This is a genomic window from Gordonia tangerina (assembly GCF_021556435.1).
GTDB lineage: Bacteria > Actinomycetota > Actinomycetes > Mycobacteriales > Mycobacteriaceae > Gordonia > Gordonia tangerina.
Genome location: NZ_JAKGCU010000002.1, coordinates 104,773 through 118,002, shown reverse-complemented (window position 1 = coordinate 118,002; position 13,230 = coordinate 104,773). Strand labels below are relative to the sequence as shown.

The 13,230-nt window shown below is 66.8% G+C and carries 9 protein-coding genes; 6 read left to right on the top strand and 3 right to left on the bottom strand.

All coding sequences use genetic code 11. The features are described from left to right. The first annotated feature begins 58 nt into the window (after nt 1–58). The 3 genes from L1892_RS03700 to L1892_RS03690 all read left to right on the top strand — a co-directional run bounded on the left by L1892_RS03700 (nt 59) and on the right by L1892_RS03690 (nt 4,909). On the top strand, nt 59–1,714 hold the full coding sequence (locus L1892_RS03700; protein WP_235722368.1) for an ABC transporter substrate-binding protein: 1,656 nt from the start codon (nt 59–61) through the stop codon (nt 1,712–1,714). Then, nucleotides 1,707–2,297 (top strand): adenine phosphoribosyltransferase, encoded by a 591-nt coding sequence (locus tag L1892_RS03695; RefSeq protein ID WP_235722103.1) that lies wholly within the window; start codon nt 1,707–1,709, stop codon nt 2,295–2,297. The genes L1892_RS03700 and L1892_RS03695 overlap by 8 nt, the downstream gene beginning before the upstream one ends. Before the next feature lie 119 nt (nt 2,298–2,416). After that, a complete protein-coding gene (locus L1892_RS03690; RefSeq protein WP_272492737.1) occupies nt 2,417–4,909 on the top strand; it encodes a RelA/SpoT family protein in 2,493 nt (830 codons plus the stop codon). Between the two features lie 68 nt (nt 4,910–4,977). On the opposite strand, the gene L1892_RS03685 is transcribed toward L1892_RS03690, so the two are convergent. Beyond that, nucleotides 4,978–5,913, bottom strand: a complete 936-nt coding sequence (locus tag L1892_RS03685; RefSeq protein WP_235722102.1) for a peptidylprolyl isomerase — start codon at nt 5,911–5,913, stop codon at nt 4,978–4,980. Nucleotides 5,914–6,142: 229 nt separating this feature from the next. Between L1892_RS03685 and L1892_RS03680 the strand changes: the two genes are divergently transcribed. The 3 genes from L1892_RS03680 (at nt 6,143) to L1892_RS03670 (ending at nt 10,670) form a co-directional block, all read left to right on the top strand. Next, nucleotides 6,143–6,886 (top strand): MBL fold metallo-hydrolase, encoded by a 744-nt coding sequence (locus tag L1892_RS03680; RefSeq protein ID WP_235722101.1) that lies wholly within the window; start codon nt 6,143–6,145, stop codon nt 6,884–6,886. Further along, nucleotides 6,883–8,148, top strand: a complete 1,266-nt coding sequence (gene hisS, locus L1892_RS03675; protein ID WP_235722100.1) for a histidine--tRNA ligase — start codon at nt 6,883–6,885, stop codon at nt 8,146–8,148. Before L1892_RS03680 ends, hisS begins: the two co-directional genes overlap by 4 nt. Before the next feature lie 626 nt (nt 8,149–8,774). Continuing rightward, nucleotides 8,775–10,670, top strand: coding sequence for an HNH endonuclease signature motif containing protein (locus L1892_RS03670; protein ID WP_235722099.1), 1,896 nt, complete (start codon nt 8,775–8,777; stop codon nt 10,668–10,670). A 10-nt stretch (nt 10,671–10,680) separates the two neighbouring features. Here the strand turns inward: L1892_RS03670 and L1892_RS03665 are convergent, their stop codons facing one another. Together L1892_RS03665 and ypfJ are read right to left on the bottom strand one after the other, a co-directional pair. After that, entirely contained in the window at nt 10,681–12,345 is a 1,665-nt protein-coding gene (locus L1892_RS03665; protein ID WP_235722098.1) for a DUF885 domain-containing protein, read from the bottom strand. After that, the gene (gene ypfJ / locus L1892_RS03660) at nt 12,342–13,208 is read right to left on the bottom strand and encodes a KPN_02809 family neutral zinc metallopeptidase (protein ID WP_235722097.1); all 867 of its coding nucleotides are present in this window, start codon (nt 13,206–13,208) and stop codon (nt 12,342–12,344) included. Before ypfJ ends, L1892_RS03665 begins: the two co-directional genes overlap by 4 nt. Nucleotides 13,209–13,230: the final 22 nt, after the last annotated feature.

Below are 13,230 nucleotides of genomic sequence, written 5' to 3'. Positions count from 1 at the left end.
GGACGTGACTGTGCGGAGCGGGTCGGGCGCCCGCCGACGAACCGGCCTGCCCGTGACAATGGCCACCTGCGTGGCGGTGGTGTTGCTGCTGACGGGACTGTTGACCGCCTGCGGCGAGGAAGGCCCGCCCTCGATCGACTACGCCCTCGACGCGCGGCTCGACACCTACAACGCGAACACCGTCGACGGCAACGCCGGCGGCGTGTTGATGGCGACCACCCGGATGCTGCCGGGGTTCAGCTATCTCGGCGCGTCCGGTCAGGTGACCCCTGACCGTGACATCGGTACCGTGACACCGGTCCCGGGCGCCGGTCTCACGTTGCGCTACGACTTCTCGCCGGCTGCGCGGTTCTCCGACGAGACGGCCCTCGACTGCGACGACCTGGTGCTGGCCTGGGCGGCGATGAGTGGGCGATTCCCGGGGTTCGCGCCGGCCACGACGGCCGGATACCGCGACATCGAGGCCGTGGACTGCGATCTCGCTTCGAAGACCGCGACCGTGCGCTTTGCGCGCGGCCGTGACTACCGCGACTGGCTGTCGCTGTTCGGTGCGGGCACCTTGCTGCCGGCACACGTCGTCGCGCGCCTGGCCGGTGTCGGTGACGTCGTGCGGCCGATCCGCTCCGGCGATCGGACCGCGATCAACAAGATCGCCGATGCGTGGAACACGGGTTTCGACCTGACCCCGGGGACCGTCGATCAGGCACGTTTCCCCGCCTCGGGGCCGTACCGGGTGCAGCAGTACTCGCAGTCGGGTGGCCTGGAGTTGGTCGCCAACGAATCGTGGTGGGGCGACGCCCCTGCGGTGTCACGGATCGTCTTGTGGGGGCGCGGCACCGACGCCGAGCGCCGACTGGCCGACGGTGACTTCGACATCGCCGATGTCAGTTCGGGCATCGTCGGCGGGGAGCTGGTGCCCGCGGGGGCCGAGGAAACCCGGATCCCATTGCCGAAGCCGAACCGCGCGCTCGCGGTGGAAGAGTTGGTACTCGCCCAGCGCGGGGTGTTTGCGGAGCTCAATGCCCGGCAGGCGTTCGCATCATGTGTTCCGCGTGATGCGCTCGCCCGCCAATTCGGACAGGGCGCCCAGATCTGGAATCTTCGGGTACTCGCGCCGGCCGACAACCTGGCCGGCCAGCTCAACGGCGCGTTCGGCAGGGCCTATGCGCGGCCCAACCTGAACCGGGCGCGCACCCTCGGCGCCGAGGCCGGCGACACTCCCATGACGGTCCGGATCGGATATCTCGCGCCGATGCAACGACGAGCGCAGATGGTGGCCGCCATCGCCGACTCTTGCCGGCAGGTGGGCATCGAGGTGGTCGACGCGGGGTCGGCCGACATCACCACGGGTGCGCTGGGCGGCGAGGTCGACGCCCTGATCGTGGCGAACGGGGCGTCGTTCGCCGCAGCCGGGGCGGCGAATCCGTCGCGCGATGCCTTCGCGCTGCGCGGTGGCGATCCGCTGGACATCAACAACTACCGCAACCCGCAGGTCAGTGGTGCCATCGACCGGCTGGTCGCCGCGGACCTGGCAGCCGACCGACTCGAGCTGGTGCGCACGATCGAGAACACCGCGTGGGCGACGCTGCCGTCGATCCCGCTTTTCGCCGCGCCGCGGATGCAGGTGTTCGGTCCCGGGGTCGATAATGTTGTGGCGGGGCTGGGCCGCAACGGGACCGGATGGAACATGGATCGGTGGACGGTACGTGACTGACGCAGCGCAAGTGTCCGGTGGCGACGAGACGACAGACCGGGCGGTGACCCGCGCGCGGCAGGCCATCGCCGATCACGCTCGACTGGTTCCGGACTTCCCGGAGCCCGGTATCGACTTCAAGGACCTCACCCCGGTGTTGGCCGACCCGGTCGGCTTGGCCGCGATCGTCACCGCATTGACCCACGGGTGCAGCGACGTCGATCTGGTGGCCGGGATCGATGCCCGCGGCTTCCTACTCGGCGGCGCGGTGGCGCGAGAGCTCGGTGTCGGAGTGCTGGCGGTGCGCAAGGGCGGCAAGCTGCCGCCACCCGTACACAGCGTCACCTACACACTCGAGTACGGCACGGCGACCCTCGAGATCCCGGCGAATGCGGTCGATGTCGCCACCCAGCGGATCCTGCTGGTCGATGACGTGTTGGCGACCGGTGGGACGGCCGTTGCGGCGGCGGAACTGCTCGGTCGCGCCGGGGGAGTCGTGGTCGGCGTGGCCGTCATCATGGAACTCGACGGCCTCGACGGTCGCGGCACCATTGCGCGCGGCTTGGGTGCGCAGCTGCCGGTACACGCGGTGACGACAGGGTGATCATCGGATACCTGCGCGCGCCGTCCGCTCGGCAGCGCGCGGTCCGGGATCGTCAGGCGGACTAGACTCGCCTCAACCGGTGTTGCTGTCATCGGTGACATCACCGGAAGGAGGTCAGGATGCACGACGAGGTCGACACCGATTCCCGTCAGGAGCAGACGGGGACGTCGAGTGCAGATGCCCGGCCTCTCCGTACGGACACCGCGGCGAACGGACGGTCGGCGCCACCACAAGGCGACGGTGGCGCGCCCATCCCCGCCGGCGCGCCCACCGCTGCCGGTGCGCCGGGCAGTGCGGGCGCCGCCGACGAAAGCGCTCGGGCAGCGCGTACCGAGACACTGGCACCACCGTCCACCTCGGCGTCGCGACGAGTCAGGGCGCGTCTGGCCCGGCGGATGACCGCCACCCGCAGCCCGGTGCGGCCGGTGCTCGAACCACTTGCGACGCTGCATCGGGAGATCTACCCGAAGGCCGATGTCGCGCTGCTGCAGCACGCCTATGACGTTGCCGATGAGCGGCACACCGGCCAGAAGCGTAAGTCCGGTGACCCCTACATCACCCATCCGCTGGCCGTCGCGACGATTCTGGCCGACCTCGGGATGGACACCACGACGCTGGTGGCGGCCCTGCTGCACGACACCGTCGAGGACACCGGCTACTCCCTCGATCAGCTGGAGAAGGATTTCGGCGCCGAAGTGGCGCACCTCGTCGACGGCGTGACCAAGCTGGACAAGGTGGCGTTGGGCAGCGCTGCCGAGGCCGAGACGATCCGCAAGATGATCATCGCGATGGCGCGAGACCCGCGGGTCTTGGTCATCAAGGTGGCCGACCGGCTGCACAACATGCGTACGATGCGGTTCCTACCGCCGGAGAAGCAGGCGCGCAAGGCCCGCGAGACCCTGGAAGTCATTGCGCCGCTCGCGCATCGACTGGGTATGGCGACGGTCAAATGGGAACTCGAGGATCTGTCGTTCGCCATCCTGCATCCCAAGCGTTACGAGGAGATCGTCCGGCTCGTCGCCGATCGGGCACCGTCGCGGGACACGTATCTGGCTCGGGTGCGCGCCGACATCAACAATGCGCTCGGCGGCGCCCGGATCTCCGCGACCGTCGAGGGTCGGCCGAAGCACTACTGGTCGATCTATCAGAAGATGATCGTCAAGGGCCGTGACTTCGACGATATCCACGACCTCGTCGGGATCCGCATCCTGTGTGATGAGGTGCGTGACTGCTACGCCGCGGTCGGCGTGGTTCATTCGTTGTGGCAGCCGATGGCGGGTCGATTCAAGGACTACATCGCCCAGCCCCGGTTCGGGGTGTACCAGTCGTTGCACACGACGGTGATCGGCCCGGAGGGCAAGCCGCTCGAGGTGCAGATCCGGACTCACGAGATGCATCGGACCGCCGAGTTCGGCATCGCCGCCCATTGGCGCTACAAGGAGAACCGCGGAAAGGGCAAGGGGCCACGTAAATCCGACGCCGCCGAGATCGACGACATGGCGTGGATGCGTCAGCTGCTCGATTGGCAGCGTGAGGCCGCCGATCCCGGCGAGTTCCTGGAGTCCCTGCGCTACGACCTCGCGGTCCAGGAGATCTTCGTGTTCACCCCGAAGGGAGACGTGATCACGTTGCCCGCCGGGTCCACGCCGGTCGATTTCGCGTATGCGGTGCACACAGAGGTCGGTCACCGCTGCATCGGCGCCCGCGTCAACGGCCGGCTGGTGGCGCTGGAGCGCAAGCTCGAGAACGGTGAAGTGGTGGAGGTCTTCACGTCGAAGGCACCCAATGCCGGGCCCTCGAAGGACTGGCAGAACTTCGTCGTGTCGCCACGGGCGCGTGCCAAGATCCGGCAGTGGTTCGCCAAGGAGCGGCGTGAAGAAGCGCTGGAAACCGGCAAGGAGGCGATCGCCAAGGAAGTTCGACGCGGCGGACTCCCGTTGCAGCGCTTGATGAGTGCCGACTCCATGGCTGCGATCGCCAAGGAGTTGCGCTACCAGGATGTGACCGCGCTCTACACCGCGGTGGGGGAGAATCATGTGTCCGCGCGACACGTGGTCAACCGGCTGGTGGCGTCGCTGGGCGGCCTCGACGATGCGGTGGACGAGATCGCCGAGCGGTCGACGCCGTCCACATTGCCCACCCGCACACGCCACGGCGGCGATGCCGGCGTCATCGTGGAGGGCCTCGACAACGTGTTGGCGAAGCTCGCCAAGTGTTGTACGCCGGTACCAGGCGACGAGATCATGGGGTTCGTGACCCGCGGCGGTGGTATCAGTGTCCATCGCACCGATTGCACCAACGCGGCGTCGCTGCGTGAGCAGTCCGAACGGATCATCGGCGTCTCGTGGGCACCGTCACCGTCGTCGGTGTTCCTCGTGGCCATCCAGGTGGAGGCCCTCGATCGGCATCGGCTGCTCTCGGATGTCACCAAGGTGCTTGCCGACGAGCGCGTGAACATTCTCTCGGCGTCGGTGACCACCAGCCGTGACCGGGTGGCTATCAGCAAGTTCACCTTCGAGATGGGCGATCCGAAGCATCTCGGACACGTGCTCAACGTCGTCCGCAACGTCGAAGGCGTCTACGACGTCTACCGGGTGACCTCAGCCGCCTGAGCCTGAGCAGCGTGACCTCGGCCGCCTGAGCCCTGAGGAGCGAGGCGCTAGCCGAGTGTCACGAAGGGTCAGTCCTGATTGCCCGAATCAACAGTCGCGGAGGTGATTTCCACCGGCTGCTTCGGCTTGCCGTCCTCGGCGCTGCCGTTCGGCCCCGGCGTCAGGCCGTTGGCCGCGATCTTGTCGAGCACCGTGAGGCCGTCAGGGTCGACCTGGCCCACCACGGAGTAGTTCGCCGCCAACTGGCTGTCCTGGAGCACCAGGAAGACCTGGCTCGAACCGGTGTCGGTCTGACCGCTTTGCGGGTTGTTGCTGTTGGCGATCGCCACTGTGCCACGCGGGTAGATGACCGGAGCGGTTCCCGACATGGGGTCGGGCTCACCGGCCGGCTTCAGGTCGGTGGGCAACTCGTCGGGGCTCGACCATCCCGGACCACCGGCACCGGTACCGGTGGGGTCGCCGCACTGCAACACCTTGAGCGACTCGCTGTTGGTCAGTCGGTGGCAGGGGGTGTCGTTGTAGAAATCGTTCTCGGCCAGCGAGATCACCGCGCCGGTGTTGCATGGCGCGCCCGTGCGGTCCAGGGTGATGGGAACTGCGCCCTGGTTGGTGTCGAGCACCAGGTTCGCGGTGCCCTCCTTGAGTTGCTTCTCGTCGGGCTTGGGGGCGGTGCGCTGTTTGGACTCGCCGGCACGCATTTCATCGAGGTAGGCCTGGGCCTGTGCTCTCTGTTCGGCAGGGACCTCTGCCGGTACCTCGTCGGGGAGTTCGTCGAAGCGACTGGGTTGGTCGGTGTACGAGCATGCGGTCCAGCGGGCTGCCTCGCGATCGTCGAGCACCTTCTTGACGATCAACGTGGTGGCAGTGGCCACGATGGCGACGACGACCACGGTCGATACGGAGGCGATGATGATCTTGCGCCGCCGCTTCTCCTGCCGCTCCCGCTCGAGGCGCTCCTCGAGCTTGCGCTTGGCGGCTTCGCGGCGTTCCTCGTTGCTTGACACGCGGTTGGGTCCTCCTGAAGTCGTGTGCCGTGGCTCCCCCGGGGGATGGCATGGGCGTACGTGCGGTCGGGCGGCACGTGAATCGGCGCTGATGCTACATCGACAGGCCAGTGTGCCAGCTGAACCTGAGAGTTCCATGGTCGGGGCGAATCGAGCATGCGGAACCGGCGGATTCTCCGAGCGTGACCGTCGCGGGTGGAGGTGCCGAGCCGTTTGTCACAATGGACAGATGCTGATCACCGGATTTCCGGCCGGAATGTTCCAGACGAACTGCTATCTCCTCGCCAATGAGGCGGGCTCAGAGGCGGTCATTGTCGATCCGGGCCAGGACGCCGCGGTCCGAGTTCGTGAACTGCTCGCCGAGCACGATCTGACGCCGGTCGCGGTGTTGCTGACGCACGGGCACCTCGATCACACCTGGAATGCCACCGAACTGTGCGACGAGTTCTCCATTCCGGCGTATATCCATCCGGCAGATCGGCCGATGCTGACCGACCCCGGTATGGGGTTGGGGCAGGCCCTCGGTGGCCTGATCGGTTCGATGGAGTTTCGCGAGCCGGAGAAGGTGGTCGAGTTCGCCGACGATGAGGACGTGGAGCTGGCCGGTATCCGGATCACTGTCGACCTCGCTCCGGGGCACACCCGGGGATCGGTGTTGCTCGGCATCGAGGTGCCGGTGGAAGCAGACACCGCCGAGGGCGACGATTCCGTCCCCGAGGTCGTACCCGTGTGTTTCTCGGGAGATGTCCTGTTTGCCGGTTCCATAGGTCGAACCGACCTACCAGGCGGTGACCATCAGCAGTTGCTCGACTCGATCGCCGCCAAACTGATGCCGTTGCCCGATCACACCCAGGTGCTTCCGGGGCACGGCCCACAGACCTCGATCGGTGCCGAACGCGCTGGCAACCCATTCCTCGTCGACCTGCCCGGGCGCGGGGATTCCACACCCAAGAAGGGACGTTTCGGACTGTGAGCGCCGAATTTGCCGCTCCGCGGGGGATACCGGACTATTTTCCCCCGGCCTCCGCGGACTTCCGCCGAGTTCGTGACACCCTGACCGACGCCGCGCATCGCGCCGGCTACGGACACATCGAGTTGCCGATCTTCGAGGACACCGCGCTGTTCGCTCGGGGCGTCGGAGAGTCCACCGACGTGGTGAGCAAGGAGATGTATACCTTCGCCGATCGTGGAGATCGGTCGGTGACGCTGCGCCCCGAGGGCACGGCCGGTGTGATGCGCGCCGTCATCCAACACGGGCTCGATCGGGGGCAGCTGCCGGTAAAGCTGTGCTACGCGGGCCCCTTCTTCCGCTACGAGAAGCCGCAGACGGGTCGGTATCGCCAACTGCAGCAGGTCGGCGTGGAGGCGATCGGTGTCGACGACCCCGCGCTCGATGCGGAGGTGATCGCCGTCGCCGACGAGGGCTACCGGCGTCTGGGGCTCTCCGGATTCCGCCTGGAGATCACCTCGCTGGGTGACGCCGCCAGTCGCGGCCCGTATCGGGAGGCCCTGCAGCAGTTCTTGTTCGGCCTCGACCTCGACGAGGCCACCCGGCGCCGCGCAGAGATCAACCCGCTGCGCGTGCTCGACGACAAACGCCCCGAGGTGAAGGAGGCGACGGCGGACGCGCCGCTGCTCATCGACTATCTCTCCGATGATGCGCGTGCGCATTTCGATCTGGTTCTCACCCACCTGAAGCGGCTGGGCGTGCCGTACGAACTCAATCCGCGTCTGGTGCGGGGACTCGACTACTACACGAAGACCACCTTCGAATTCGTACACGACGGACTCGGTGCCCAGTCGGGTATCGGTGGGGGAGGCCGATACGACGGCCTGATGCAGCAGATCGGCGGCAAACAGGACCTTTCCGGGATCGGCTTCGGACTCGGTGTCGACCGCACGATGCTGGCGATGGAAGCCGAAGGCGTGGCGCACGCCGATGTCGCACGGTGTCGGGTGTTCGGAGTGCCGCTCGGTTCGGACGCCAAGGCTGAATTGGTCGGTGTCGCCGGACAACTGCGCGCCGCCGGGATCGCGGTCGATCTGGCTTATGGTGACCGGGGGCTCAAGGGTGCGATGAAGGCTGCCGACCGTTCCGGTGCCCGCCTCGCCCTTGTTCTCGGCGACCGGGAACTGGCCGATCGCCAGGTCGAGGTGAAAGATCTGTCGAACGGTGAGCAGCGCAAGGTCTCGCTGGATTCCATTGTGGACGAGGTGCTTTCGATCCTCAGCTAGTCACCGCACCCTCGATGGGCCACGACGATGAACGCTCTCGTCGTGGCCCGTGTGCGTTGTGGACGAGTTCGGTTGAGTTCGGTCACCGTGTTGGCAGCGCCCGGACCCCTTCGTATCCCCACGTCACCCCTGTTCCCCGAGGAGCGTCCGAGCTTGCGGGGCCGCGTCACGAAGGGTCCACCCACGCAACCACACTCACTCACCAAGAGTTGTCACATCCCGCCGATATCCTGAACCCAACAGCTCGCCGAACACGTCCATTCGCACCCCACCCGCAGCACCCCGAAGTTGTCAGACCTGACCGATAGTCTGATACCAGTCCGATTCCCCGCCAACGACTCCCGCCCTTCAGGTAACCGAGATAGACGCCGCACCCGGATCCCTGAGGAGCGTCCGAGCTTGCTAGGCCGCGTCACGAAGGGTCCACCCACGCAACCACTCTCACGCACACGAAGTTGTCACACCCTGCCGATATCCTGAACCCAGAACCTCACCGAAAGATCCATCCACACCCCACCCGTAGCGCACCAAAAGTTGTCAGACCCACCCGATAGTCTGCTAGCAGTTCGATTCCCCACCAATCCATCCCGACCTCAGAGGCCGTCTTCGCTGGAAAGGAGCGTTTCGTGTTCACGTTCACCGACCGTGCTGCCGACGACGCTCTGTTGGCTTCCAGCAGTCTCGATGAGTTGGCGCAGTACGGTCGCGATCTGTTGCGGTTGAGTAATCAAGCCCAGGCAATCGCGATGCAGATTGCCCGTCAGATCGGGCAATCCACTTACAACGATCGTCTGGCCGGGTACAACGATTTCGTTCCGAACCGGGTCCGCAATGCCGCGGACAAGGCCGCGAAAGGCGAAATCTCGCTGCAGTTGGGTATTTCTAGACGCACAGCCGGTGAATGGGTCGGTCTCGATGAATTGCTCGACGAGCACCCCAAGATCCGTGATGCCTTCCGTGCCGGCGATTTGAGGCCCCACCGGCTGGGTGTGGCCATCCGCGGCGCCGCCACCGGGCCCACCGGCGACCTGCGGGAGCGACTGGCAGACCTCGCCGACAACGCCCACACCGACGAACCCGACAGCAAGGATGTCGAGGAGGAACTCACCCTCGACCTCGACGACCCGGAGGCCGACCTCGACGCCGACAGCGACGACGCCGGCACAGACGGTGAGGGCACCGACGACACTGATAGCGCTGCGGCCGAGACTGACCCTGCCGCCACCGACGATCTCACCACCGACGATCCCGATGATGAGCCGTGGGATTTCGATGATGTGGTGCTCGATCTGGCCAGCCGACCCACCACCGACACTGCGCTGCGAGATGATCTCGACGCGATCATCATCAGTCTTGATCCGGATCGGGCGGCCGAGACCCGCGATGACATCGCCGACTTGTTTGGGGATGTGACGATCGGTGCCGAAGCGTTCGGGCACATGACCGTCGATGCCTGCATCCCCGCCGAACACGGCGTGCACCTGCGTGACCGCATCAGCGCCTTGATCAGCCGACGGGTGTGTCGTCGTGATGGGCGCAGCATCAAAGCCCAACGTGTGGCCGCGTTCGCCGAGATCATCAAGGCTCCCGGCGCGAAGCTGCGCTGCCACTGCGGCGATGACACCTGCCCCGCCACGCAGACCCGCACCAGCAACCGGGCGCAGGCCACGGATGCCACCCCGAGTTCGGTCACCGACAATGTCCGCGACTCGTCGGTCGACACCAGCACGGCTGACGGCGTCGACACAGCCGTCGAGACCCCCGACGAACCCGCGCGGGGCGGGCCTGATGCGGCCGAAGAACAGCCAATCACCCTCGCCGACATCAACGACGACATCGACTCGGACGTCGACCCCGCTCAGGATGTCGCGCCCTCCCCGGAACCGCGACGAGAGTTCATCACCGCACCACCTGCCGAGCACGACGCCGACGTGGCCGATGCGGAACCAGCCCACGACCCCGAACCGGACCCCGACTCCGACCTCGTCGTGCCCGGCCTGACGCTGCTCCACGACCCCACCGGTCTCGACCCGACCCGCCTGATGGGCTACGGCGCCATCGACCCGGCCCACGCCGCGCGGATCGCACCACACGCCACCACCATCACCGCCCGACCGAGTGACACCCGCACCGCCAGCGGGTTGATCATCTTCGGCAACCGCGCACCAGCCCCACCGATCGACCTGACCGGGCACGGTGGGTTCGCCGCCCCACCACCGGGGGCGCTGACCTACAGGCCGTCAGCCGCGTTGCGGGCGGAGATCATCCAACTGGACCGGCGCTGCCGTTATCCCTACTGCGGTCGCCCGTCTGAGGAGTGCGAACTCGACCACCTGCTCAAGTTCTGCCATGCCGACCCGGTGGCCGGTGGCTGGACCGTGGCGTTCAACCTCGCACCGCTGTGCCGCCCCGACCACGACCGTAAGCATGACGGGCCGTGGATACCGACCATGCACACCGACCGCACCATCTCCTGGCGCAACGCGCGCACCGGACAGGTCATCGTCACCTACCCCAGATGACAGCGGGAGCTCACCCCGACGCGAGTTCACCGGCCAGCACATCGAGGGAAACTCCGCCGAGGGCCAGTGCGCGAGTATGGAAATCCCTCAGCGTCCAGTCGCGGTGGGTGGCGAGCGCTGCGGTTCGGGTCTCTTCCCATACCCGCTGTCCGAGCGCATACGACGGCGCCTGACCGGGCCATCCCAGGTAGCGGTCCAGTTCGAAACGCAACACCGAACGGTCCATCGCCACCGAATCGGTGAGGAACTGCCAGGCCTTGGCTGCGTCCCAGGTCCCGCCGCCCATCGCAGCGGGGGCGCGGAGCCTGCAGTGCACACCGATGTCCACCACCACGCGTGCCGCTCGCAGACGTTGCGAGTCGAGCATGCCCATCCGATCGCCAGGATCGTCGAGCCATCCGAGTTCGGCCATCAGTCGCTCAGCGTAAAGAGCCCAACCCTCGCCGTGGCCCGAGGTGAACGACGCCAGTTTCCGCCACGCGTTGAGATCGTCACTGACGATCGCAGCGCCGAGTTGCAGATGATGCCCCGGAACCCCCTCGTGGAAGACCGTGGTGGTCTCCTGCCATGTGTGGAACACCTCCTGCTCCGGCGGTACCGACCACCACATGCGCCCGGGGCGGGACAAATCTGCACTCGGCTGGGTGTAGTAGATGATCCCGGTCGACGAAGGCGCCAGGCGACACTCCAGCCGGGTCAACCGCACCGGGATGTCGAAATGTGTTCCGGCCAGGCCCTCCACTGCGCGATCGGATAACTCCTGCATCCACGCGACGAATTCGTGGCGATCGTGAACTGCATAGCGCGGCAGCGTATCCAGATGGGCCATCGCCTCGGCGACCGATGCACCCGGCAACAGGTCGTGGGCGAGCGCCGCCTGCTCGGCGACGATCGCCGACAGTCGGTCGGTCGCCCACGCATACGCTTCGTCCGGGTCCACGTCGGCGCCGAGGTAGGCCGGGAGAAAACGCAGATATCGTTCGCGCCCAACCCCATCCACCGCGGTTGCCGACGGTGCGGCCTCCGCACGCAGCACCGCGACGAGGGCCCCGAACGCCACCCGCGCGTCACTCAACGCCACCTCGAGCGGACCCTGCAGGCGGGGGTCGGCGGCGAGCGGACCCGTGTTGGAGGCGATCGCGTCGGCTGCGGTGCTTGCCTGTGCCGCAACGAGTTCGACCTGCCTCTGGGCGAGCGGCGGGCCGTGAGCGATCCGATGACGCAGGCCGTCGATGATCGTGTCGACACACTCCGGCAGCGCGCGCAGACGCTCCAGGAAAACGTCGCGCTGCGTCGGCGTGTCGGCGGGCATGAGGTCGAAGATGTCGCGGACCGCCTGGAGTGGCGAAGCGATCACATTGCAGTCTCCGACACGTTCACCGGCTTCGGCGAGGGCGATCTCGCGGCGCAACGATGCACACATGGTGGCGACCGTGACCCGATCCACATCGTCCACGCAATGGGCCTCGGCCAGTGCGTGGACGGTCGCCCGCGCCGACGATGCGCGCGCGGCACAGGCGGCGGGGGAGAAGTCGGTCAACAGGTGATCGTGCCCGGCCACGCCGATCTCGGTGGCGAACAGCGGATCCTGGGCCGTCAGATCCGATAGGTACTGCTCGGCGATGCGATCGATCGCACTCGGTTCGCGTGGCATCGATCCGGCGGGCCCGGTCATAGGTCGTTGGTCGCGAAGGTGTCGCAGCGCCGCGGGTCACCGGAGTCGTAGCCGACGGTGAACCAACGGGCGCGTTGCTCGGACGAGCCGTGGGTCCAACCCTCGGGGTTGGAATTCGCGCCCTGGATGGTGTCGTCGCCGATCGCCTTCGCGGTCTGGATCACCGTGTCGATCTGTGTGGGGGTCAACGGCTCGAGCATCGCGTCCGGGCCGTTGTCGGCGTGATACGCCCACACCCCGGCGAGGCAATCGGCCTGCAGTTCCACGCGGACCGAACCGGAGCGCGGACCCTGCGACCCCATGCGGTTGCCCTGCTGGAGCACCCCGGTCAGATTCTCGATGTGATGGCCGTACTCGTGGGCAACCACATACTCCTGCGCGAGTGGCCCGTCGCTGCCGCCCATCTGTTCGAGCTGGGCGAAGAAGGAGGGATCGAAGTAGGCCGTCTGGTCGGCCGGGCAGTAGAACGGCCCGGTCGCCGACGTCGCCGGGCCGCAGCCGGTACTCACCGCACCGGTGAAGATCTTGGTGCTCGGCGGCGTGTAGCCCGGCATCAGGTCCGACCACACGGCGTCGAGACTGTTGGTGGTGGCGACGATGCGGCAGATGGTGTCCACGTTCGCCTTTTCGATGGTGCACGACTGGATGTGCTGGTTGATCTGCGCCACGTCCCGGTTGTCGGCGGTTCCACCGCCATACGACGAACCACCGGTGAGTGAACCGGGGTCGATTCCGAAGAACAGCGCGACGATGGTGATGATCAGACCGGCACCACCCCCGACGGCGATACGGCCCACACCGCCACCGCCACCACCACCGGAGACCGAGCCGGTGTCGAGTGGCCCGTCGCCCTGAAAAACCATCCCCGCTCCTCGCGTTCTGCGC